At 54.2% G+C, this 23,432-nt stretch carries 25 protein-coding genes; 13 read left to right on the top strand and 12 right to left on the bottom strand.

The features are described 5' to 3' along the window. Nucleotides 1-74 precede the first annotated feature (74 nt). A complete protein-coding gene (locus V5G20_RS09590; RefSeq protein WP_024985106.1) occupies nt 75-644 on the bottom strand; it encodes a phosphatidylglycerophosphatase A family protein in 570 nt (189 codons plus the stop codon). A gap of 360 nt (nt 645-1,004) precedes the next feature. Here V5G20_RS09590 and V5G20_RS09585 point away from each other — a divergent pair, with 360 nt between their 5' ends. After that, nucleotides 1,005-1,709 carry an alpha/beta hydrolase gene (locus V5G20_RS09585; RefSeq protein ID WP_024985105.1) on the top strand — a complete coding sequence of 235 codons (705 nt, stop codon included), beginning with the start codon at nt 1,005-1,007 and terminating at the stop codon, nt 1,707-1,709. 2 nt (nt 1,710-1,711) lie between these two features. On the opposite strand, the gene V5G20_RS09580 is transcribed toward V5G20_RS09585, so the two are convergent. Continuing rightward, nucleotides 1,712-1,885, bottom strand: a complete 174-nt coding sequence (locus V5G20_RS09580) for a hypothetical protein (protein ID WP_170208424.1) — start codon at nt 1,883-1,885, stop codon at nt 1,712-1,714. 153 nt (nt 1,886-2,038) lie between these two features. Between V5G20_RS09580 and V5G20_RS09575 the strand changes: the two genes are divergently transcribed. Then, nucleotides 2,039-2,548 carry a 2'-5' RNA ligase family protein gene (locus V5G20_RS09575; protein ID WP_003386617.1) on the top strand — a complete coding sequence of 170 codons (510 nt, stop codon included), beginning with the start codon at nt 2,039-2,041 and terminating at the stop codon, nt 2,546-2,548. 101 nt (nt 2,549-2,649) lie between these two features. Continuing rightward, on the top strand, nt 2,650-3,177 hold the full coding sequence (locus V5G20_RS09570) for a GNAT family N-acetyltransferase (protein ID WP_003386618.1): 528 nt from the start codon (nt 2,650-2,652) through the stop codon (nt 3,175-3,177). A 139-nt stretch (nt 3,178-3,316) separates the two neighbouring features. Here the strand turns inward: V5G20_RS09570 and V5G20_RS09565 are convergent, their stop codons facing one another. Continuing rightward, the gene (locus V5G20_RS09565; RefSeq protein WP_024985104.1) at nt 3,317-4,177 is read right to left on the bottom strand and encodes a PHP domain-containing protein; all 861 of its coding nucleotides are present in this window, start codon (nt 4,175-4,177) and stop codon (nt 3,317-3,319) included. Between the two features lie 105 nt (nt 4,178-4,282). Between V5G20_RS09565 and V5G20_RS09560 the strand changes: the two genes are divergently transcribed. Further along, entirely contained in the window at nt 4,283-4,651 is a 369-nt protein-coding gene (locus tag V5G20_RS09560) for a hypothetical protein (protein ID WP_024985103.1), read from the top strand. Here V5G20_RS09560 and V5G20_RS09555 read toward each other — a convergent pair. Together V5G20_RS09555 and V5G20_RS09550 are read right to left on the bottom strand one after the other, a co-directional pair. After that, nucleotides 4,612-5,529, bottom strand: a complete 918-nt coding sequence (locus V5G20_RS09555) for an MBL fold metallo-hydrolase (protein WP_122958794.1) — start codon at nt 5,527-5,529, stop codon at nt 4,612-4,614. The two genes, V5G20_RS09560 and V5G20_RS09555, sit on opposite strands and share 40 nt — an antisense overlap. A 29-nt stretch (nt 5,530-5,558) precedes the next feature. After that, nucleotides 5,559-6,194, bottom strand: a complete 636-nt coding sequence (locus V5G20_RS09550) for a YitT family protein (protein WP_003386623.1) — start codon at nt 6,192-6,194, stop codon at nt 5,559-5,561. A gap of 209 nt (nt 6,195-6,403) precedes the next feature. Here V5G20_RS09550 and V5G20_RS09545 point away from each other — a divergent pair, with 209 nt between their 5' ends. Beyond that, nucleotides 6,404-7,816 (top strand): hemolysin family protein, encoded by a 1,413-nt coding sequence (locus V5G20_RS09545; RefSeq protein WP_003386625.1) that lies wholly within the window; start codon nt 6,404-6,406, stop codon nt 7,814-7,816. A 106-nt stretch (nt 7,817-7,922) separates the two neighbouring features. Beyond that, nucleotides 7,923-10,547, top strand: coding sequence for an ATP-dependent helicase (locus V5G20_RS09540; RefSeq protein ID WP_338463461.1), 2,625 nt, complete (start codon nt 7,923-7,925; stop codon nt 10,545-10,547). Nucleotides 10,548-10,731: 184 nt separating this feature from the next. Here V5G20_RS09540 and V5G20_RS09535 read toward each other — a convergent pair whose 3' ends face one another. The 3 genes from V5G20_RS09535 to V5G20_RS09525 form a co-directional block, all read right to left on the bottom strand. After that, nucleotides 10,732-11,541, bottom strand: a complete 810-nt coding sequence (locus tag V5G20_RS09535) for a methyl-accepting chemotaxis protein (protein WP_003386628.1) — start codon at nt 11,539-11,541, stop codon at nt 10,732-10,734. Nucleotides 11,542-11,545: 4 nt separating this feature from the next. After that, the gene (locus V5G20_RS09530; RefSeq protein WP_003386630.1) at nt 11,546-12,781 is read right to left on the bottom strand and encodes an MFS transporter; all 1,236 of its coding nucleotides are present in this window, start codon (nt 12,779-12,781) and stop codon (nt 11,546-11,548) included. 90 nt (nt 12,782-12,871) lie between these two features. Beyond that, a complete protein-coding gene (locus tag V5G20_RS09525; RefSeq protein WP_003386631.1) occupies nt 12,872-14,137 on the bottom strand; it encodes an FAD-dependent oxidoreductase in 1,266 nt (421 codons plus the stop codon). A gap of 124 nt (nt 14,138-14,261) precedes the next feature. On the opposite strand from V5G20_RS09525, the gene V5G20_RS09520 reads away from it, so the two are divergent. Further along, entirely contained in the window at nt 14,262-15,164 is a 903-nt protein-coding gene (locus tag V5G20_RS09520; protein WP_003386633.1) for a LysR family transcriptional regulator, read from the top strand. Nucleotides 15,165-15,371: 207 nt separating this feature from the next. Here the strand turns inward: V5G20_RS09520 and fabI are convergent, their stop codons facing one another. From fabI to V5G20_RS09505, 3 genes are all read right to left on the bottom strand, one after another. Further along, a complete protein-coding gene (fabI, locus tag V5G20_RS09515) occupies nt 15,372-16,145 on the bottom strand; it encodes an enoyl-ACP reductase FabI (protein ID WP_003386635.1) in 774 nt (257 codons plus the stop codon). 106 nt (nt 16,146-16,251) lie between these two features. Further along, nucleotides 16,252-16,419 carry a hypothetical protein gene (locus tag V5G20_RS09510; protein ID WP_155808021.1) on the bottom strand — a complete coding sequence of 56 codons (168 nt, stop codon included), beginning with the start codon at nt 16,417-16,419 and terminating at the stop codon, nt 16,252-16,254. Between the two features lie 75 nt (nt 16,420-16,494). Further along, nucleotides 16,495-17,232, bottom strand: a complete 738-nt coding sequence (locus tag V5G20_RS09505) for a ZIP family metal transporter (RefSeq protein ID WP_003386637.1) — start codon at nt 17,230-17,232, stop codon at nt 16,495-16,497. Nucleotides 17,233-17,440: 208 nt separating this feature from the next. On the opposite strand from V5G20_RS09505, the gene V5G20_RS09500 reads away from it, so the two are divergent. Further along, the gene (locus V5G20_RS09500; RefSeq protein WP_122958789.1) at nt 17,441-18,064 is read left to right on the top strand and encodes a MerR family transcriptional regulator; all 624 of its coding nucleotides are present in this window, start codon (nt 17,441-17,443) and stop codon (nt 18,062-18,064) included. Nucleotides 18,065-18,214: 150 nt separating this feature from the next. Continuing rightward, complete coding sequence (locus V5G20_RS09495; protein ID WP_003386640.1) at nt 18,215-19,303, top strand: HD-GYP domain-containing protein; 1,089 nt, start codon at nt 18,215-18,217, stop codon at nt 19,301-19,303. 149 nt (nt 19,304-19,452) lie between these two features. Here V5G20_RS09495 and V5G20_RS09490 read toward each other — a convergent pair whose 3' ends face one another. Continuing rightward, nucleotides 19,453-20,136 (bottom strand): TerC family protein, encoded by a 684-nt coding sequence (locus V5G20_RS09490; protein WP_003386641.1) that lies wholly within the window; start codon nt 20,134-20,136, stop codon nt 19,453-19,455. 131 nt (nt 20,137-20,267) lie between these two features. Between V5G20_RS09490 and V5G20_RS09485 the strand changes: the two genes are divergently transcribed. The 4 genes from V5G20_RS09485 (at nt 20,268) to V5G20_RS09470 (ending at nt 23,417) form a co-directional block, all read left to right on the top strand. Beyond that, nucleotides 20,268-20,789 (top strand): hypothetical protein, encoded by a 522-nt coding sequence (locus V5G20_RS09485; protein ID WP_003386642.1) that lies wholly within the window; start codon nt 20,268-20,270, stop codon nt 20,787-20,789. Nucleotides 20,790-20,944: 155 nt separating this feature from the next. Beyond that, nucleotides 20,945-22,363: a PLP-dependent aminotransferase family protein gene (locus V5G20_RS09480; protein ID WP_338463358.1), complete on the top strand. Its 1,419-nt coding sequence runs from the start codon at nt 20,945-20,947 to the stop codon at nt 22,361-22,363. Next, on the top strand, nt 22,360-23,100 hold the full coding sequence (locus tag V5G20_RS09475) for an AzlC family ABC transporter permease (RefSeq protein WP_024984983.1): 741 nt from the start codon (nt 22,360-22,362) through the stop codon (nt 23,098-23,100). The genes V5G20_RS09480 and V5G20_RS09475 overlap by 4 nt, the downstream gene beginning before the upstream one ends. Then, nucleotides 23,097-23,417: an AzlD domain-containing protein gene (locus tag V5G20_RS09470; RefSeq protein ID WP_003386645.1), complete on the top strand. Its 321-nt coding sequence runs from the start codon at nt 23,097-23,099 to the stop codon at nt 23,415-23,417. Before V5G20_RS09475 ends, V5G20_RS09470 begins: the two co-directional genes overlap by 4 nt. Nucleotides 23,418-23,432: the final 15 nt, after the last annotated feature.

Below are 23,432 nucleotides of genomic sequence, written 5' to 3'. Positions count from 1 at the left end.
AACCCTGCAAAATCAAGGAGCATCCCGATAGGGATGCCCCTCCACCACACCTATCAACCAGGTACAACTAAAGGTCACCCAGCCTCATCCACAGCCTTGCCTTCCACTCGAATCTGCCCCGCAGCAAGCACCTCTGCCTGCTCCTGCTCATCTCTCAACCGATGAGCCATCCGGCTCGAGGCATTCGCCGCCACGCTCGCGACCAAATCATCCAGGAACGTATGCACTTTTCCACCGGATGTCTTCGTATCCAGCCGCTTGATCACACCAATCTTATGCTTATCCAAATGTCCAAACGTCGTTACCGCAATGCTCCCGTACCCGAACACCGAACCGAGCGCCAAGGTTTCGTCGCAGCCAAACAAGCCTTCATCGGAGGCGATAATCGACTGCAGCGGCTCAGACAATAGGCCCTTTTCCGCCAATGTATCCAGCTCAATGCCCACGAGGATGGCATGCTGCATTTCCCTTTTCTCCAGAACAGCCTTTACGCTCTCGATGCACGGTTCCATGGTCAGGTCAGGATGATAGGGCGATTGCATCAAATATACGATCTCCGCGATATCCTCTACGCGCACACCGCGCTCTGCCAAACGATCCAATGCGGCTTTTCTGACTTCGCTGCTGTGTACCTGCTTCTTCATGTAAGACAACCCCTTCCACCATTAAGTGAAGTCACCTATGTTACATAGTATCACAAGGTGACAAAATTGCGACAATCTTCGGCCGCAAGGTCGAAACCCACCCTCCATCCAAACCAAGGAGCCGATAGGCTCCCCTCCTCCCCCTACTCCCGCAAAAAACACCTCTCCCCCAGACACCCCCCAGCCTCTCCAGCCCCCCACACGACTGTATAATACGAAAACCACCCCCAACAATTTCACCTTCCAACACCCACCCCCCAGCAGGTTCACCCTCTTCTTCCCCCACAACCCAAAAAGCTATTTTCCTCCCCCTTCCCTTTCTGCTACAGTAAAACCAACACCCCAAAGGAGGACAACGCAGTGGCACTTGACGAACTGATCCTCACCAGCAAACACCTGGGGACGACGGAGCGTCTCCTCGTCTACCTGCCGGAGCGATATTCCCCGCTCTATTCCTATCCGGTCCTGTATGTCCAGGACGGCGACGACTACCTGTCAATGGGACGTCTCGCCACTCTGCTTGAGGAAATGCACCGGGAAAAGGAAATCCCGAATCTCATCTCCGTTTTCCTTCCCGTAGACAAAGAACGCCGCTACGCCCGCTACCACCCGGACGGGGCGGAACACCAAAAGTACCTGCGCTTTCTCGCGGACGAAGTCGTCAGCGCCGTAGACAGCCGCTACTCCACCTACCCGCTGGGCATGGCCCGCACGCTATTGGGCGAGTCTTTGGGAGGCGTCGTCTCGCTGTTTGCAGCGCTCTCCTATCCTCATACCTTCGGCCAGGTGGCCTGCCAGTCCGCCGCTATGGACGCCGCCCTCAACCGCCGGGTGCAGGAGTCCGACTTCCCCGTACCGTTGCATGTCTATCTTGAGGTTGGACTCGAAGAAACGGCGGTAGAGACGAGCCGCGGCACCCTCGATTTGCTCCAGGCCAACGAAGCGCTGCGCGACATTTTGCAAACAAAAACGGTCACCCTGGCCTATGAGACCTTTGCGGGTGACCACACGTGGGGCTATTGGCAAGCCAACCTGCGGCGCATTCTTCCTGCGCTTTTCGGGTAAACTTACCTTGTCTGTTCTTCCTGAGGACCTTCTTCTTTTCCCGGGGAGACCAACGCCTCGTCGAATTCGGTTTTGCGGATTGCGGTGATGAGGGAAAAGGTAAGGAGGGACAGCAACAGAAGAACGAGAAAAATGAAGATGATCATCATAGCTGTTTTCACGATTGAATATAGCACCTCCCTGCTCCTTAACAGTCTGTCCCGAGCGGGGAGGAATATACAGGCTGACGCATAAGATTACACAAATGGAGAATTTTCTGTTAAAATAAGTTTATTGGATTTTTCCATGGGCTATATGGGCTGTATAGAAACGAAAGAGGAGGGATTCACATGAAGTACAGTATCGTTGTATTTCCATCCAGCAAGGTGCAAGAAGTCGCCAACTCATACCGCAAACGTTACGATCCAGCTTACTCTTTGATCCCGCCGTATATTCGCCTGAAAGAAGCATTTGAACTCGACGAATCTCAGCTGCCTCATTTGGTAAGCCATTTGGAGCTGGTTGCAAATTCCACGGAAGCTTTTACTGCCAATTTCCACCGGGTTTCTTCGTTCCATCCGACCAATAACGTCATTTACTTGGCGGTCCAAAACAAAGAGCCGTTTGAACAGCTCCACGCCAAGATCGTAGAAAAGGTTGTGCAAGAAAAGGAAACGTATGCATTCGTACCGCATCTCACGATTGGCCGGGACCTCTCCAATGATGAGCTGCGCGACATTACCGGGCAGTTGAGCATGGTCAAGTTTGACCTCACCTCCGATGTGGACCGCTTCCACCTCATTTACGAGCTGGAAGACGGCATCTGGAGCGTGTACCAGACGTTCCTGCTGAAAAAATAAACATGGGGGCCTCCCCCTTGCGCCCTTCCCTGCTGCGGAAGGGCCTTTCCTTTTTGATTTGATACTGCATCGCGTCGAGCGCTATGAAAGGAAGAAAACCATTGACTGAACCGAAAATCCACCAAACAAACGAAACAGACAATCCAATCCAAAAGAACGACTCGCATGAGGCTAGCTCCTCAACCAAGAGCCCCTACCAAATCGAAGAGGTCAAGACTGACAAGCAAATGCAAGACGCTCTTTCAGTAAGACGCACTGTCTTCATTAAAGAGCAGCAGGTTCCAGAGGAAATCGAGATTGACTCGCACGACCGCATCGGCTCCGAAACCATCCATTTTGTCGTTTATAAGGAAGAACAGGCTGTAGGAGCAAGCCGTCTTCGTCCGTACGCACCCGAGGTTGGCAAAATCGAGCGGGTAGCTGTTTTGCAAAGCGAGAGAGGCACAGGGCTCGGACGCCTGCTGATGCTCGCTATGGAGGAAACTGCCCGCCGCCAAGGCTTCAAGCGCCTCAAGCTGAATGCACAGACCCACGCGCAGCGCTTTTACGAAAAGCTGGGCTACACTCCTGCAGGAGAAGTGTTTGAAGAAGCCGGAATTGAACACATCGCGATGGAAAAAGCGATCTAGCTTGGCATCCGTACAATCGCTTTGATCCCAAAACAAAACAAGCCCCGCTTACGGACGAATCCTCATCCGATGCGGGGGCTTCCTTTCTTTTTTCAAGTCTGTACTACAACTTTGTACCTCAAGTCAGCACTACAAGCCGCTACTCCCCTTGCCTCTTCCGCTTACCCGCAATCTCCCGCAGCCTTTCCACCGCATCATACGGCGCGGTATGCGTACCAAGCATCGCGTGAAACGGCTCCTCGCCGCGCCAGCCGTGGAAATCCGAGCCGCCGGTCATGACCAGACCATGCGCCTCGGCCCAGCGCTGATACTGCTCCCTTTGCTCCTGGCTGTTGTCCGGGTGCCACACCTCGATGCCATCCAGACCGAACGCAATCAGCTCCTGCACAAGCTCGTCGTCATCGTACAGCCCGGGATGGGCCAGCACAGCGACGCCGCCTGCTTCCTTGATCAGCGTGATCGCCTCCTGAGGGGTAATCCGCGGCGGGTTGACGTACGCCTTTCCCTCTTTCCCCAGATAAACGGCAAAGGCTTCGTCGATCGACTGAACCACGCCCAGCTCGATCATCTCCTCCGCGATATGCGGCCGTCCGATGTTTTTATCTTCGCCTGACTTGCGCCGGTAGACTCCTTCCAGCGTGATCGGTATGCCCAGCTCCTGCAGGCGAGCGATCATCAGCTTGTTTCGCTCATGTCTTGTATCGCGCAGGCCGGACAGCCTCTGGAGAAAAGCCTGGTCCTCGTACGGTATAAAATACCCCAGCACATGGATGTCCTGTCCGCGCGCCAGCGAGCTCACCTCGACGCCGGGAATGACTTCAACAGCTTGTCCCAACTGCCCGGCTGCTTCCAATGCTGCCGGAATGCCGGCAACCGTGTCGTGATCCGTAATGGCCACGGCAGCCAATCCCGCTTCGGCGGCCAGACGCACGTTTTCATGCGGCTCGCATGTGCCGTCTGAAGCCCGGGTGTGTGTATGCAAATCCGCTCGTTTGTTCATGGAAGTTTTCTCTCCTTCTTTCCCCTTGTCTGTCATTCTGAATCCGAACTCCCCTACATATGATTAGGCAAAACGCTTTTACTACATATGCCAAGGAGGATGTCCATGCGGTTAAAGAGCAAAAACCTGACCGGTGTCGTCCAGCCGCTTTCCTTTGTCGACAAGATGCTGCGGCAGCAGGGCTTTTCCCCATCTGGCGGGGACACCCCCACCTATGATGTCGTTATTTACGATTCCGCTACCAGCAGTTCTTATTTTCTCCGCATTCCCGCCAATCCTGTGAGCAAGCCGTCCCACACCGGTGAGATGACCGTCAAATTGGGCCACCCCTATCTTGAGGCAAAACTGATCTTTCATACCGAACAAGAAGAGTATTCCGTTATTCCCAAGGAAATACGCCAAGCCGCCGAGCACAAGCTGGCTGAAATCGGGGACTACCTATCGAGGCCGTCATGTTTCCCCCACAGCCACTGATTTGCGGCAAAGCGGTACCGGATCCGCTCTTCCTTTAACAACCCAATGAAATAGCCCATCAGCGCGGTACGGTAGAGCACGTAGCTCGTCGCGTTCTCAATGGAAATTTGTAAACGCTCACAGACGAGCGCCAGCGCTTGCTCCAGCGTCCGCTCTTCCGACAAAATTTCTTCGATCATCCCGTACAGCCTGCGATGACAATGAATGTTTTGCGTCAAAACCGCTTCCGGAGTGGTGGTGTATGGCCCGTGACCCGGCAAATAGCCGCGGTAATTCGATTCCAAAAGCTTGACTAAGCTTAGCAGGGTTTCGTGAGCATCGACCAAAAAAGGCAGCTTGTGCTTCTTCAAAGTTTCCTCGCCGAGAAAGCTGTCGGCGCTAAAGCAAATGCCATCGACAGCCAGTCCGACCTGATTCCAGCTGTGTCCAGGAAGGGGGATGACTTCAAAGCAGGTCTCATCAATTTCTACGCGGCCTTCTGTGGGCAAGAGGTGGTCGACGCGCGATGCTTCGGCGAGCAAAAATTTGTTGCGCAGCTCATCCAACGGCTGCGCTCCCATGCCCAGGTAGATCGGCTCCAGCAGCGGATAGCGGATGATCGCTTCCTCCAGCGGCGGAGCGTATACCTGTGCCGCTGGCCAACAGGATAACAGATAGGCATTGCCGCCAAAATGGTCGGCATGGGCGTGAGTCTGTACAATTGCGCTTAGCGGCTGGGCGATCGCGTCCAGCCCTTTCTTTATCTTTTTGGCTGTCTGGGTATCCAGCCCGGAATCAATCAGGATCGCGCCTGTTTTTCCCTGGACAAACCCGATATTGACGCTGCCGGGAAAGTATCCGACTGTTTCGGTGATCATCTCCAACGTATGCTGTGCCATCTGTCTCCCTCGTTTCTTCCTGTTTTTTCTTAGTTTCTCCATCTGCGCCCAGCTTCCCTGCCGAGCGGCCCGATTACGACATATGGAGGCTTCTTGAATCGCATGTTGTAAAAACCGTGGGTAAAAATGGCCACTGCGATGATGGTGCACATGGAAAAAACAGCGCGCTCGATCCCGATTGCGGGAAGCGAAATAGAGACAATGACTCCGTCGATCATCAAGATATACAACGCTACCGGCACCTTTGACCTCCGCGCCAAAAATTGTGCGATCAGATCGGTTCCCCCTGTGTTGGTCTGGTACGCCAGCATGAGACCGGTCCCCGCTCCGATCAGCGCTCCTCCGATTACCGCAGATGTCGGGAGCGTCCAGTTATTCCACGCTCTGAGCGGGGCAAATACGTCAATCATTAACGTTTCGATCAGCATTCCGTGAAAGCTCTGAAAAAACAACGGACGATCATAGGCAAACACCATCGCATAAACAGGTATGCTGCAAGCGATCATGACCAGGCCCGGGGGCCATTGAAAAAAATAGGTCGCCAACAGGCCAATCCCGATCATCCCCCCGTCCATCAAATGGTGCGGGACGAGAAACAGGTTTACCCCGACTGCTATCCCGATGCTCCCCAAAAGGATCGCCGCTCCCTTCTGTACCCATTCCATTCTTCTCGCCTCCAGGGACAGGGTTACTCGATTATCTTTATGTCCCCTGAAATCCGCGTATGTATGGAATTGCTCAAAACTGCAGGATAAAATCGGATGGTTTTGACTGTTTGCTTTCGTTATTGGTATACTATCCTTTAATAATGAAATCGAATGTTTCCCTCTTTGCTTTCGTACATTGAAAGGAAAGCGCAAAACGAGAATAACAAATGGAGGTGAATCTCCTCCTTTCGCCCATCGGCGGAAGGGTGGAGACTTTCTTGGAGAGTCCGATAGGGGAGATACTTCTGAATCTGCTGCTCGTTGTGTTTTTGGTACTGCTCAACGGTTTTTTTGTAGCAGCAGAATTCTCGCTGGTAAAAGTGCGTCAAACCCGTCTTGCCCAACTGGTGAGCGAAGGGAACAAATCCGCTGTCTATGCGCAGAAGGTAACGAAGCAGCTGGATGCCTACCTGTCGGCTTGCCAGCTCGGGATTACCCTGGCATCGCTCGGTTTGGGCTGGGTTGGCGAACCGGCTATATCCCAATACGTCGAACCCGTAATGGTTTCACTCGGTCTGCCGAACTATTTGGTCAGCCCTGTTTCGCTGGCGATCGCTTTTGGAATCATCACCTTCATGCACATCGTCTTCGGAGAACTCGCTCCCAAGTCGCTGGCCATTCAAAAGGCGGAGGCCGCCTCTCTCTGGACGGCTGGACCGCTGATGGTTTTCTACAAGCTCAGCTACCCGCTGATCTTGGTGCTCAACGGAACGGCGAACTTTTTTATCCGCCGCTTGGGGATTGAGCCTGCGACTGAAACGGATTTGGCGCATACCGAAGAAGAGATTCGCCTTTTGGTCAATCAAAGCCACAAAAGCGGTCATATCGATCAGACGGAGATGGCTTTGGTGGACAACGTCTTCGAGTTTTCGGAGCGTCTCGCCAGGGAAATCATGATCCCTCGCATCGATATGGTCTGTCTGTACGACGACAATACCTTTGCTGAAAATTTGGCAATTATGCGGGATTCCCGTCACTCGCGTTTCCCGGTCGCGCATGAAGACAAAGACCGGTTGATCGGCTTTGTCCACATCTCGGATTTCTACCTGTCTGCCCTGACCAACGGAAAGGCCGATTTAAAGGATTTCCTCCGCCCGCTCTTGACGGTGCCGGAATCCATGGAAATCAGCCATGTACTGCGACTCATGCAAAAGCGGCGGTCGCAAATGGCGATCGTCATCGACGAGTACGGCGGAACAGCCGGACTGATCACGATGGAGGATATCCTCGAGGAGATCGTCGGGGACATTCAGGATGAATTCGACGAGAATGAGCGTCCTGACATCGAAAGCTCCAATAACGAGCTGTCCGTGTCCGGGAAAACGCTGTTGACGGAGTTGAACGACTATATATCTGTAGAAATTCACTCGGATGAGGTAGACACGATTGCCGGCTGGCTCTACAGCCAACTGAATGAAGAAGTAGCCGAAGGCAAATCGGTGCAGTACCAAAACTACATTTTTACGATTTCCGAGCTGGAGAACCACCGTATCACGCGAGTCGGGATCTCCTATCTGAGCGAGGAAGAACTGGTGGCAGATGATAGCGAAGACAACTACCTGCTGCACGCCCAGTCCTGACCTGTCACACACATAAGGCAAGTGTCCCCTGCCCGCAGGGGGCACTTCTTCTTTCCCTCATTGTGCGGAAGCGATCCGCAACACCCTCTCCATTCGAGGTGTCATGATGAAATTTGCACAGCTAGACGACCGGTTGATCCGGTTGCAACCCGATACATATTCGATGATTGCTGCTTGGCGCCTGGCCGCCCGGCGCGAAAAAGTGCGCTGTCTGCGATGCGGCGCACCTCTTCGGCTGTATGCCGGTGTAAGCTTTGATCCGCACTTTTTGCATCCGGAGGGCAGCACCTGCGATTGGGAAGCGTTGGACGAGCCTCCAGCCGAGTGGCTCGTTTCAGAAGCTCCGCCTGCCATTCAGGCTGCTTTTGCGGCTTCTTTGGAAACGGCAGCGGCAACGGAAGCGCTGTCTCATTCGGGCACAGGGGCAGCCGCTATTGGCGGGGCTGTAGATATTGCCGCCACTTCTGGAGCAGACAATAATGGTGCGAGGACTCGTGGACGCGCTGATTCGCAGCCTGCTGAATCTGCATCTTCTGCTGGAGCTTCCACCGCTGGGAATGGCGTTTCTGCCTTTGCCAACGGAACTCCCGCTACCGCAAACGGCGCTTCCGCCACTGCGAATGTCGCTTCCACCCTCCAAAACGACGCCGCAGTTCCTGCGAGCCAAACTGACGAGGAAGACGACACGATCACAGTAGGGGCCTTTCGCCTGCCAAAGAAGCGATCCATCCATGAAGCAGGCTCGGTCACAGTCCCTCCCCCGGCTCAGCCCAAACCGGCGCTTTTTCGCAAAAGGCTGGTGCCCAAAAAGGCGATCGAGCATTTGGCTGAGCGCCACGACGAGCCGCTTCACCCCCATCAGCGGGAGGCCATGCTTACGACCGACGGGCCGCTTTTGATTCTGGCCGGTGCAGGCAGCGGCAAGACGCGTGTGATGACGGCCCGGACCTCCCATCTCATCCGCGAGCTCGGCCTTTCTCCACGGCAGATCATGGTCGTGACGTTTACGACAAAGGCCGCTGAAGAGATCAAGCACAGGCTGGCCCGCCAGCTCCCTGCGCAGCAGGCCCGGGAGCTTGTTGCCGGTACGTTCCACAGCATTTTTTACCGGATGCTTCTGTTTCATCAGCCGGAGCGTTGGGATCAGCAAAGACTGCTGAAAAAGGACTGGCAAAAGTGGCGGCTCCTGCGCGAAAGCAATGCAATGAACATGCACGCGGAAATCGGACCGCGCAAAGAAAATGAAGTGATGGACGCGCTGGCGGTCATCAGCCGCTGGAAAAACGAATACCTCCTGCCCCAGCAAGCCGGATTGCGGGAGGCAAACGATGATGCCGAACGGCTGGCCCAGCTCCTTTATCCTCACTATGAAGAGGCGAAAAGACGGACGGGCTGGTTTGACTTCGACGACATGCTGATCGGCTGCTACGAGCTGCTCCGCCATCACCCCGACATTTTGCAGCGCTATCAGGAACGGATCACGCACGTGATGATCGACGAGTTTCAGGACATCAACCGCATCCAGTACGAGACGGTCAAGCTGCTGGCAGCGCCGCAGAACAACCTGTGCGTGATCGGCGATGACGACCAGTCGATCTACGGCTTTCGCGGGAGCGACCCGCAATACATACTCGGTTTTACAAAAGATTTTCCCCAGGCGAAAACAATTACACTGGAAGTGAACTACCGTTCCCGCTCCGCTATCGTCGGGCTCGGCTTTTCGCTGATCGGCCACAATCGGGCCCGCTGGCAAAAGGACTGCCTTTCCTTTCACTCCGAAGAAGGCGAAACGTATCTGTTCGAGCCGGACGACGAAGAGGAGCAAGCGGCCCGGATCGTAGACGAGATCAGCCACCGCATCCGCGAAGGCACACCAGTGGGAGAATGCGCGGTGCTTTACCGGACGAATGAGTCAGCCCGCCCTATTCTGGAGAGATTGAGCGAAGCCGGCATTCCCTTTCACTACTCGCAGGAGGAGGAATCGTTCTACCAGCGGCAAACCGTTCGCTGGGCACTGGCTTACTTGCGCTTGTCGCTTGACCCTGACGATTCGGCGGCATTGAAAGAAATTCTGCCAACGCTCTATATTTCCCAGGAGATGTGGAACGCTGTTCGCAGTCAAGCGATCCTGGAGGATGTCCCGATCCTGCACGTGCTGCCTGGAATGAACCACTGGAAGCCGTTTCAACGCAAGGCTCTGAAAACGATCACCGAGATACTGGCAGCCTGCGCTTCGTGTCCGCCGGCCCAGGCGCTGGAGCTCATATGCGAAGACGGCAAGCTGCGAGATTACCTGAAAAAGCGGGCAAAAGAGCGGGATGGCGGCCGGGAACGCTGGAGCGAGGAGCTGCAGCAGCTGATTGCGGCAGCCAAACGACACGATAGCGTAGGCGGATTTCTCCAGTACATCGACCGGATGGTCCAACAGGAAAAGGAGTGGCGCGAGGTTCAGCCACTCCCTGGGGAAGGAGTACACGTCTTGAGCATTCACCGGGCAAAAGGACTGGAGTTCGACCACGTCTTTCTGCCTGATCTCGTTGAAGGCTCCCTTCCTCATGAATACGCGCTGGACGCCGTGAGAAAAGGAAACAATGCCTCCCTTGAGGAAGAGCGGAGATTACTGTACGTCGCCATTACAAGGGCCAGATACTCCTTGAGTGTCGGAATCCCCCGCGAGCGCTTCGGACGAAAAACCAGGCCCTCCCGGTTCATCTCCGAAATGGGCCGATAAACGGTCGATGCCGCCGCCCATGTGGATCAGAAATTCTTCCATATTCGTAATGATCGGAAACAAGGCAAAGGCTCCCTTCCGCATGTTTGCTTCTAGCATGCGGATGACGGGAGCCTTTTATTCATCGCGGGAGGTTATTAAAGGCTGTTGGAAGGCCTTTATTATAGGCCGTTATTGAAGGCCGTTATTGAAATTTCGCCAGCTCTTTCAGCCTGTTTGCCATTTCCTCCAGCGACAGCAAGGCCGCATTGATCTGTTCAATGCTCGCGGCCATTTCCTGCGTAGCGGCCGATTCTTCCTCCACCTTTTTCAGCACCGTCGCCACCTTTTGCTTCATATCGTTCATGCCTTGCAAAATATTCTCAGCGGAATGGCGAGACTGTTCTGCAAGCGCTCGGATCTCTCCCGCCACGACGCCAAAGGTGCGGCCGTGCTGGCCGGCATGGGCTGCCTGGATGGATGCATTCAGCCCCAGGAGATTGCTTTGATTAGCGATGGAGCGGACGATATCCACGACCTTGGCATTCTCCTCGACGGCATGGACCACCGTCTCGCAGTTGGTGTTGATCTCTACAATGGAGCTGGCGAGCTGTTGAGCTGTAGCCGCTATATTTTGCGCCCACGATGTCATTTGCTCGACGGACGCAGCCAGCTCCTCGGACAAGACGGCTGTCCTCTCTTCCCGGTCACTGGAGAGGATCAGCGTCAAGGCTCCCTTCAGCACTCCCTCCTCATCTCTGACAGGCACGCTTATAGCGTGAAACGCGATGCCAAATCGGGATGACTCTCGCGGGACTGTCTGGCGGATCGACTGCCCCCCTTCGAGGGTCTTGTACGTAATGGATTGCCTATTCACTTCATGGTCGACAGTCAAGCCAAGGTGGATCTCTCCTTCTCTGTAGTACCTGATGTGCGTCAAATCTGCAAGAGCCACAGTGGCCTTCGGAAACAGCAGGGACAATGTAGGCATGCTTGCCAAAACCTTATCGATCATGGAATTATGCACCAGCCCGTTTGGCCTGTCCCGGTTCAAGCCCGTCGGCTGCGGCTTCTTCTTTTACCAGCAGGATGATGAACGCCCCTAGCAAGGGACCGATCGCCAGCGTTAAAAATGCAAAGAAATAGCTGTTTGTCGCATCGAGTACGGCGCCGACGGCAAGCGGCGAGATGAGCGAGCCCAGCTGCCAGATCGTGTTGACAAAGCCTGTCGCGGTCCCGACAAGTCGGCGCGGGACCAATTCGCCGATGTAATTGTTCATGATCGGGCTGTAGACAAAGGCAGCCACGCCGAGAATCGCCGCAACCACATAGAGCATGCTGGCACTAGTTGTCATCGCAAACCACATCAGCACCGGACCAAACAAGAAGAGAACGATAAAGAGCAAGGTTTTCCGTTTTACCTTCAACACATCCGACAAGATCCCGATGACCGGCTTGCACAGTAGAGCGGTTACTCCGTAAATCGACATGATTACACCTGCTTCTACGAGGGAGATGCCCAAGCCTTTGTTCATGTACGTGTTGGCCCAGGTTGCCGTGCCCCATGTGGCCCACATCGCGCAAAATCCGGCGAATCCGGTAACCATCAGATTGCGGTTTTTAAACAAATGGGCGACGTCTTTCCAGAACGCAGCAGAGGATTCCGCCTGTGCCCGCTGCTCGGCGGCAGAGGTCTTTTCCCGCAGGAAAAAGTATCCGAGAACAAGTCCCAGCAGCGGCAAAGCACCAGCTACGAAAAAGGCCGTTTTCCAGCTATAGCTGTTGGCAACTGTCGGTACAAACATGTTTACTACCGATACCCCCAGGGAGGAGGCGGTCATAAAAAAGCCCATCGCGGTTCCCCGTCCCTTTGCCGGGAACCAGTCAAAGATGGCCCGCACACATGCGGAAAATACCGCCCCTGAACCAAGTCCGGCCAGGACCCTCATAGCAAAGCCTGTATGATAGCTATTGATCAATCCCATCGAAACCGTAAACAGACCCATAACGAAAAACGAGCCCAGCAGCACTTTGCGATAGCCAAACCGGTCGGTGAGCAATCCGCCAGGCAGTTGCGTGATCACGTAGCCGATGTAAAAGGCGGTCATGTAGCTGCCCGCTTCTGCCTTGGACAGCCCCAGATCCTGGGAAGCGAGCGGCATGATCGGCGGCCAGGACAGCCTGTCCACAAAAGAGAAGAGAAAAGCCATCCATACGATGAGCAAAACGCCCATCTGCCATCTTCGTTCGTTCATTTTGTATCACTCCATTTCATTCTCTCAAACTTTTTTAGTAGAGTTAAATTTATTACTTACCTAACTATAACGCATTAACAGTATGTTTTTTTATAAAATCGCTTCCTGGCGGAGCAATTCGGAGCGTACCGACTGGTAGTCACTTGCGCCCTGCTGTCCGTGAAGCGCCGCTGCCACACCCGCAGCCTGTCCCGTTGCAAACGCCGTTCCCATGACACGGGCGGAAGCGAACGCCAGCGGATCACAATCGATGATCCGGCCTGCGGCCCACAGATTGCCAACGCCTTTGACCTTGAGCGAGCGGAGTGGAATATCGTAAAAAGACTTGTCCTTGATCTCATGCCAGACGTTGGGCTTTCCCGGTTCCGGGTGCAGCTCTACCGGCCAGCCGCCGCGGGCGATTGCATCGGCTTGCCGTCTCGCCTGGAGCACGTCGTCCCCGGTCAGCGTGTATTCCCCCACGATATGTCTCGTCTCCCTGATACCGATCTGCGGGCCAGTCTGCACCAAGTAGGCGCTTTCAAAACCGGGCAGGTACCTTTTGAATGCTTCCAAATAAGCCCATGCCTGCCGTCTGCCGGACAGCTCAGCCTTGGTCATGCTGCCCGCTTCCAGTCCGTTTACCTCTTCATCGCACAGGATCGCGAGTACATCCTGATTTCCTCCGGGCATGCGGACGATCGTTCCCAGCTCCTTGGTCAGCCCCTCGATTCCATCCGCTTTTCCTTTCAGAACGGCCTGCTCTACCTGCAGAGGATGAGCATGCGCGTCAGCTGCTACTCCGCCGATCCGGATCATCAGCGTGGCTGACTGCAAATGGCCTTCCGCGTTTCCAAAGATGACTTCCCCTCCCGACAGACTTGCCAGATCGCCTTCCCCGCTGGCATCGACAAAAGCGGATGCTTCAATCGTGAACATACCGGCATGATCCACGCATTGAATGGCGGAAATCCTCCCTCCGCTCGTCTCCGCTCCAATCACTTGAGCGTGCAGCAAAGGCTCCACCCCCGCTTCCGTCACACAGCGGTCCAGCGCCAGCTTGGTCACTTCGGGATCGAGCAGAACGATTACAGTTCCTGTACGCGCTGTTCGCCTCGGGCCTTCATACATGCCCAAGCGGGCGAGGTGGTTCAGGACGTTTTGGCCAACGCCGCCGACAATTTGCTCAGGCGGCTCTCCCTGCGTAAAAAAACCGCAGTAGGTCAATACAGAGCTGTGAGTCGCCGCACCTCCAAAGTACGGGTTGCGGTCGATCAGGATCGTCCTTGCCCCAGTCTGAGCCGCCCCTACGGCTGCCCCGACACCGGCCGCGCCACCTCCCACTACAGCGACATCAAAGGTTAGCTTTCTTTGCATCTGTCTGTCTCCTTTTGAGTGAATTTGATTTGTCCCAAATTTACAAAATATTTGTTTATTCGTTCAATCGATCTTTCCGATACAGTTAATAACTAGGACTAATAAATCAAAGGAGACTTGCCCTATGGAACTCCACCAGTTTGAATATGTCCTGGCCGTGGAGAAACATCGCCATTTTTCACGAGCCGCCGAAGCAATTTCCATCTCTCAATCTGCCCTCTCCCAACAGATCAGAAAGCTGGAAGAAGAGCTCGGAATCGTTCTTTTCGAGCGAACCACCCGCAGCATTCAGCCTACTCCTGCGGGCTTGGAATTCGTCCAATACGCCAAGCGGATCATCGGGGAGGTAGAGCGCGTCAAGCAAGCGATGCAGGCCCACCGGACACTGGAGCGGGGGAAGGTCACGATCGGAGCCGTACCGATCCTCGGCTATCTCGGACTGACCCCCGCTATCGCCGGTTTTCGCAAGTCCTACCCCGGAATTGATCTGGAGATACGCGAAGCGACCAGCGACCATCTTCTTCAGTGGCTGCATGCCGGGGACATTGACCTGGCCCTCACTACCTTTTCCCTGCATCACGATACGGATGAACACATTCACTTCCTTCCCTTGCTTGAGGACCAATTGGTGCTGGTGACAAGCCACTATCATCCGCTTGCCCAGCGCAAAAAAATCGATTTGAGCGAAGCTGCTGGCGAGCCCTTCCTTGCGATCAAGGCAAGCCATTTCATGCGCAACATTTGTGAGCACGCATGCGAAGAGGCCGGCTTTACGCCGACCATCATTGTCGAGAGCAGTCAGGTTGAAACGATTTGCGGACTCGTCGAAGAGGGCATGGGCGTGGCCCTATTTACCCATCGGGTCGCCAAGTGCTTTCCCCGCTCCCGCATCGCCGTCGTCCGGCTGAAAAAGCCTTTCACCAAAATTACGGGAATCGCGCTTTCCCGGAACCACCTTCTCACTCCGGCAGCCAATGCATTCTGCCGCTTTTTGCAGGAGTGGCAAAAGGAGCACGAGTGGCACTGATTTCACAAGCCGCCGCGATCCAAGTGCAAAACGGATGGCAACTACCCCATAAGCGACTTCAGGCAAAAACCACAGCCAAAAGAATCTCTATGCCGAAAAACAAACCGCAAAAACGAACAACAAGAAACGAACGGCAAAAAACAAACGACAAAAAACCCCCCGATATCGGATGAAAGTGTCCGTCGTTTCGGGGGGTGAAACTGTGTTTTATTTGCCCATGATGTTGTAGCCGGCATCCACGTGAATGATTTCGCCGGTGATTCCGCGGGACAGATGGCTCATCAGGAACAATGCCGTGTCCCCTACCTCTGATTGATCGATGGTGCGGCGCAGCGGCGCTCTTTCCTCGATCTCTTTCAGTACGCTGTTGAAGTTGCGAATGCCCTTTGCCGCGAGTGTGCGGATCGGACCCGCAGAGATGGCATTGACGCGGATGTTTTCTTTGCCCAGATCGCCCGCCAGGTAGCGAACAGAAGCGTCCAGCGCGGCCTTCGCCACACCCATGACGTTGTAATTGGGCACCACGCGCTCGCCGCCGAGGTACGTCAACGTTACGATGCTTCCGCCCTCCGTCATCAGCGGACGAGCAGCGCGGGCGACAGCGACCAGCGAGTATGCGCTGATGTCTTGGGCAAGGGCGTAGCCGTCACGGGAGGTATTGACAAACTCGCCTTCCAGCTCCTCCGTTCTGGCAAACGCGATGCAGTGCGCCAAGCCGTGAATGACGCCGACTTTTTCCTTGATTTGGGCAAAAGCGGCTTCTACTTCATCGTCCTTGGTCACGTCACAGTTGATCAAGAGCGATTCTTGTTCCAGCTCTTCCGTCAGCTTCGCCACGTTTTCGCGCAGGCGCTCTCCCTGATACGTAAAAATCAGATTGGCTCCCGCTTTGCTCAGGGATTGGGCGATTCCCCAGGCGATGCTGCGGTGGTTGGCGACACCCATGATCACGATATTTTTTCCTGCAAGCATGGTATTCATTATGTATCGGCCCCTTCCTACGTATTTCCCTGCCATTATAACCGATCTTGTCTGCGGTTACGAGCAAATTTAGGAACAAAACACGCAAAAGGGGCCAAGCAAAAGGCTACTCTCCCTGCTGCATGGCTCGAGCGAGGTCATCGACAGGGGCGGCAGCGGAATTGGTAAACGCCCAAGCCTCTTCGACGGGATTCAGCGGTGTTCCGGTTGCCGGGAATTCCGCCTGCATGTTTGCCATCTCTTCCGTATCGGACATAGGCTGTTTGTTCTCCACGTTTCCTTCTCTCCTTTCGAAGATCGATACATGCTGCAAAAAGCATGTTCTTAGACTAACAAGCAGGAAACGTGTTTATGCATGCAGGTGCGCATTGCTGTGAAAAAATGTCATCAGCAAAAGATAAGCCACCATCCCGGCAAAAAAGAACAGTCCCTGTCCTCCTTTTCGCTCGTGGAGGATAAACGGCACCAGATGGCTGGCCGAGACGTAGAGAAAAACGCCTGTTGTCAGCGCCATCATCACAGGGACCCAGCCTTCTTGCAAAAAAGGCTCCGCGATCTGAAAACTCAGGGCCCCTGCCAGAGTAGCCGCCCCCAGCCCCGCCGCTCCCCAAAAAGCCTTTTTCCGCGAACGCGTGACAGCCAGCAGCAAGGAGGCAACGGTTACCCCATCCGGCACTTTATGCAAAAGCATGGCAAACAGCACGGACCATCCCAGTCGCTCGTCCATCCAGAAGCTTGCCAAAATCGAGATTCCCTCCACATACGAGTGAAGCAAAAATCCGGACAAAACTCCGATGATCCGGGCTGACCCCATCGCTCTCGTGTTATTTTCACCCGCATGCCCCATCCAATCGAGCAAAAACAAGCAGGAAAAGCCAATCAGGACAAACGGCATCACCCGCCCGCTTCCCACATGCAGTGTATGGGGAAGCAAATCAAGCAGGGTAATCGCCAGAAGCAAGCCCGCTCCTGCGCTGATCATTGCAAAGAGCGACTTTTCGGACCATGACCGCAAACAGAGCAAAAACCCGCCAATGCTGCTTGCCGCCGCGGCACTCAGCAGGACGACAAGGATGACTGGCTGCATGAGACCGCCTTCCCTTCTACCGGGTGTATCCCTTCCATTCTACGCGCCTGTCCGGGTCATTATGTGTCTCGACAAAGTGCGTCAGCCTGTCCGAATTAGCCGAATTAGCACTAGTTTTTAGAACCTTTGTCGACAAGCTTTTTCCGGGAAAAAATGGTGCTATAATGAGGCCACCGGGAATACCTGAAGGGGAAAAGGAGTGATTCGAATGGATGTGCAAGTTTGGATGGCTTCCAAAGAAGTCGCAGATCGATTGGATGTTCATGTGCGGACGCTGAGAAATTGGCTGGAAATGTTCGTTCCGGCTCAGGAGCGGCTGAAAAATCCGCAGGGTCACTACCTGATCAGCGAGGCTGGATTTGCCCTGCTGAGTGAGGTGAAGCAGAGAAAAGACGAGGGAAACCACTCTTTGCGCGAGATACAGCGACAAATGATAGAGGAAGGCAAAATTACGGAGTGCATGGCTGCGGAAAGCGAGGTGGCTGCCGCTGACGGACAGGCTCTGTCTGTTTCCGGGCCAAATGCGCTTTCGCACTCCGTACAGGAAATGGAAATGACCGTATCGGAGGCCATCGTCCAATTTCAGCAGGAGCTGGCCCAGCTCTCTACGATGAACCAGCTACAGTCCACCATTCTGCAAAAAATGGCCGACATCGAGGAAATGCAGGAGTCTCTGCGTCTTGAAATGAGGCGGGTCACCTTTGAAATGGACTTGATGCAGCAGCGGTTGACACGCAGAAAGGAGCGGCTGGACAGGCATCAACCCCGCTGGTCTCTCAATCCCTTCCGCTGGTTTACTCGTTCAGACCGCAATCTGACAGCCGGACAGTAAAAAACACGTCTTTTTTCACGGATAAAAAGTCCTCCTTTTCTGACAAACAGGTTTCGAACACCCTGTCTTTTGTGCTATATTTTTACTATTCAAACTGGTTCTTCTTTCAGAACTTTTTGTATGTAAGCCAAGAGACAGGAGTCCTCATTTGTGAGAAAAGTAAGCATCCACTCTGCAAAGCCGGGAGAAATCATCGCCAAAACGATCTTTTTGGAAAATGGCAATGTCCTTTTGGGAAAAGGTGTCCAACTGACGGATCGGTACATTCAGCGCCTGATCAACATGGGTATTGATATTCTCTATATCGAAGACAAGCATACAGATGACATTGTCCCGGAAGACGCCATTCGAGATGAAACGCGCAAACACGCAGTCGATGCCGTCTACGCCACCATGACCGGCTTAATGGAGAACACCGTCCTGAAGCGGCGCACCTCTGTCCCTGATTTGGGACTTGCCTTTCAAAAGGTTTTTGGCGAAATCCTGACTGATCTGAGCAGCCGCCGCGACATCCTGGTCAACCTTTGCAGCCTGCATGTCTTGGACGGGTACTTTTTTCATCACGCCGTCAATGTGTCCGTGCTCGCCGGAATTATCGGGCTGGCCAAAGGGTACAACCAGCAGCAATTGATGGAGCTGGGAATTGGCGCGCTTCTGTTTGATATCGGGATGACCCAGCTGCCAAAAGAATTATGGAACAAGCGGACGAGGCTGAATGACGAGGAGAAGCAGCGGATCCGCTATCACACCGAGGATGGTTTCAATTTGCTGCGGAACCAGTACAACATCTCGCTCCTGTCTGCCCACTGCGCTCTTCAGCATCATGAACGCTACGACGGAACAGGCTATCCGCGCCAACTGGCCGACAAGCAAATCCATGAATACGCGCAAATAGTGGCGATCGCAGATGTGTTCGATGCTCTGATTTCGAAGCGCCCTTACCGGGACAGCTACTCTCCGAGCGAGGCGATTGAGCTGCTGTTTGCTGCCGGGAACAGCATGTTCGATCTGGAATTGGTCAAGCTGTTTTTGCAGCATGTCGCGATATATCCGATCGCCTCGACTGTCACTCTCAATACTGGGCAGATCGGTGTCGTGTCTGCAGTGAACCCGTTGGCTGTAAACCGGCCGACGATCCGGATTCTCCGGGAAGCAGACGGCTCTCCCGTGGCCGCGCCCTATGAGATGGACCTGTACAGCAAAGACTTCATGAGCATTACGATTGTCGATTCGGTGTGAGCAAGGAAAGACTGACAGCTCTTTTGTCGCCTTGAACAATGCCGGTGCAACTGTCTGTGCTGGTACGCATTACATATTGCAGCATTCCAAGAAAATACAAAAAAGCTGGGCTCCACGTCCCAGCTTTTTCTATTTTGCAGCCACAAACATCAGGCCTGCTCTGCCGGTTTACTGCCGCCGCTTCGCTTTCGCTGAATAAACCCGAGCACTAACACGGCCGCAACGATCGCTATTTTGATCGCTGTCTCCACTCCGCTCAGCCCTTCTACCCAGTGCTTTACCACTTTTTCCTCAAAAATCATTTTGGCTGCCGCCCAGGCTAAAATGCCGGAGCCGATGTAAACGAGCCAAGGCAACCGTTCCATAGCCTTCAGGATCAGCTGGCTTCCGAAAACCATAATGGGAATGCTGATGACAAGACCAAGAATGATCAGGACCAGATCGCCGCCAGCCGCTCCCGCAATCGCCAGCACATTGTCCAGTCCCATCATGACGTCTGCAATCACGATCGTCTTGACTGCCTGTACGAGGCTGTCGCTTGCGCTGATCTGTTCCTCGCCGTCATCCTCGAGCAGCAGCTTGTAGCTGATCCAGACGAGAATGAGCCCGCCGATCAGGTACAGATAAGGAATTTTCAACAAGTAAACAGCAAGTGCTGTCGCCAAAATGCGCACAATAATAGCCAGACCGGTCGCCCAAAAGATCGCCTTTTTCCGATGCGCCGGCGTCAGCTTTCGACAAGCGATGGCAATCACGACTGCATTGTCCCCGCTCAATACTATGTTAATCGTAATAATAAGCAACAGTGCCGAAAAAAATCCTGCATCCAACAATGCCTGCGCCCCCCTGTTGGTGAGTAGTGTGCCACGTTTGCCGGGTAAAAAAACAATCCCTATCCTATGCCTGTCCAGGGTTGTTGTCAACCTCTTATTTCAGTATGATGGTAACGAGGAGGGTTGTCGAAATGTCGAAACAATTCGTTATCGAAGCGATCATGTTGGCCATCTACGGGGAATTGATGGCTCCTTCGCAACCTGCAGATTATTATATCCCTTCGTCGACAATCTACGAGCTGGAAGAGTTCATTCATAGTCCCGAACCGATTATGCCGGACCCAGACGATGATTTTCACGTGCGAAGGGTAATGCGAGAGATGAGTCAGTTTTTTGACGATCCGTTTAACCGCAAACGACTGGAAAAAGGGTTGATCGCTCCCTGGTCGACGATTCCCTTCACATTTCCGAACGGTGTCACGCTGCATGTGGTAAAGGTGGATGACAACGAGATGTGGGGCGAACTGTTTGATCCGGTGGAAACACAGCTGCTGCTTACCGCGATGCGGTTTGAAATTCCACTTGTCACAGACCAGCCTGATTTTCAGGACCGCATTCTGGAATACGTCGTCCCCGTCCAATTTTACGATATTGACGACTTTGAATTTGCGTTGGAACAAGGCATCTCTTTACATGAACTGCGGGACCCGTAAGGACTGTCCGCTGTCAAAACGAAGCGCACAAAACCGGCACAGCCACTGGCCTGACCGGTTTTTTGGCTTTTTATAGATTGAAAATTGGCTCTTTTATTTATTTTTGGAAGAGCGTATAGTATTGAGCAATAGACTGGTGAAAAAGAGGCGACAGCATGGGGCGCAAAGCACTTTATACAAAGATCTACAATCAATTGCGCTATCAAATTTTAAGCGGGGAGCTGGCAATTGGCTCCCCTTTGCCTCCCGAGAGAAAGCTGGCCATGCAGCTCGGAGTCAGCCGCAACACGATCGTCAGGGCTTATGCAGAGCTGGAGGCGGAAGGGATCATCGCCAGCAGGATGGGCAGCGGACGTTATGTGGAGGCTCTTACTCCCGCCCCCGCGAGAATCGACTGGCATTTTCATGCGCTCGGCACACTCGCCCCTGCCCCCTCCCACATGGCTGAGCTTTTAGGCGTAACGGACAAATACCCGGATATCATCAACTTTGCCCATGGCGACGGCGGCAAGCACACCCTGGAATCGTCGGGCTTCCCCGATTACGTCAAAAGTACGGCAGAGCAGCTTCACTCCTACTACTTCACCTCTGTCCAGGGGCTGCCGGAGCTTCGCGAGCATCTTGTGAGCTGGATGGACATGGAACAGATTTCCTCGCCGGAGCAGGTGGTCATCACCAGCGGCTCGCAGGAAGGACTCTACCTGATCGCTTCGCTTTTAGCGCGTCCTGGCGATCTCGTCTTGACGGAAATGCCCACCTACTTCGGCTCGCTGCAGCTTTTTCAATCGCTCGGGATGCAGGTTGTCCCGGTCCCGATGGATGCGGACGGCCTGCGGGTAGATGTACTGGAAAGGATCTTGAGCCATTGCCGGCCGCGATTTCTTTACACCGTCCCAACCTACCACAACCCGACCGGATGGACGATGTCGGCCATCCGGCGCAAGCAACTGCTGGCTTTGAGCGAAAAATACGGGCTTCCCATCGTGGAGGACGATGCCTACCGTCACCTCCATCTCGACAAAGAACCCCCGCCCGCCTTAAAAGCGCTGGATCATTCGGGCCATGTCGTATATTTGAACACGTTCTCGAAGCTGCTCTTCCCCGGACTGCGGATCGGATGGGTGGCGGCCAACCGCAAATTGGCCCAACTGCTCACCCGGATGAAGGAGCTGTCTATCACTACAAATACGCTGGGCCAGCTCGCTCTGGCTGCATACCTGCGAAACGGCGCTCTACGGCCGCATCTGGAAAACGCTCGCTTGCAATACAGTGAACAGGCGGCCATCATGGAAAGTCATCTGGACCGCTTCAGCCCGCTGGGAATTCGGTATGAGCGACCCAAGGGCGGGTTCTACTTCTGGGTCTCCCTGCCGGAAGAGATCAACCCGCGCAAGCTGATGGCCAGATGCCTGGAGCGAGGCGTTTCCTTTACCTGCGGCGACATGTTTCTCTTGCGGGAGGCCGAGCAGCCATACATCCGTCTCTGTTTTACCCATGAGCGCTCGGAAAAAATTGATCGAGGCATGAAAATCATTGCAGAGGTTCTGCAACAAGGAAAGGAGCTGCAACTATGAAAAACGCATCCCCCTCAACGTCCAGTTGGAAGGAAGGCCTGATCGACTCTTTGCCGATCACCGCCAGCTACATCATTTACGGAGCCATCTTTGGAATGCTGGCCGGGCAGGCCGGTCTTACCTCTTGGGAAAGCATCGCGATGTCTGTGCTTGTCTACTCCGGAGCTTCCCAATTTGCCGGCAGCTCGCTCATTGCTGAACAGGCAAGCGTCTGGGCCATCATCTTGACTACTTGTCTGTTAAACCTGCGCCACTTTCTGATGGGCTTGTCAATCTCGCCTCATTACCAGCGTTTTTCCACTGCTCAAGTAAACGGGCTCGCCTTTTTTCTCACGGATGAGCAGTACGCGCTCACACTCAACCGTTTTCGCCACCGCGAAAGCGATGTTCCATATATTCTCAGCGTCAGCGTTGCCCTTTACGCAGGCTGGTGCGGCGGTACTTGGATCGGAACGGCAGCGGGCGCCTGGATACCCGATCCGGCTTCGCTCGGACTCGGCTTCAGCTTTACGGCCATGTTCCTCGCCCTCGCCTATTACCAGCTATCGTCGCTCCTGCGCATTTTTGCCTTTTTGCTGTGCGGGGCGGCGTCTGTTTTCCTGTCGTTTGTAGTGCCAAATGGCTTGCCGGTTTTGATCGCCGGATGCCTCGCCTTTGCCATCGGGTATTTCTGGCCGACACAGGAAGACGGAGATCAGACTGCCGCCGAAGAGACGAGAGGAGCTGAATCCGCATGACGACACAGACCCTTTTGCTGTTTCTGGGGATGGGCGTGCTCACCTATATTTCGCGCAGGGCGTTTCTCCGTCTGCCCAGCAAGCATTTTTCACCCCGCTTAAAAAACGGTCTCAGCTTTATTCCTTTGGGCATTTTTGCGTCCCTCATTTTTCCTTCTCTGTTTGTGCAGTCCGGCAGCTTTGTCATTCAGCCCTTGCTGCTGATCGCCAGCCTCGTCTGTCTGGGTGTTATGGCCCTCAGCAAGAATGTATTCCTCAGCTTTGGCGTAAGCCTCGGGCTCGTCGTTGTTGTCTCGCTGGGTCTGTTTTCCTGGTAAGGAACGGAGTTGAGA

This window comes from Brevibacillus borstelensis (genome assembly GCF_036700025.1).
GTDB classification, from domain to species: Bacteria; Bacillota; Bacilli; order Brevibacillales; family Brevibacillaceae; genus Brevibacillus; species Brevibacillus borstelensis.
This window is presented reverse-complemented; position numbering and strand designations above follow the sequence as displayed.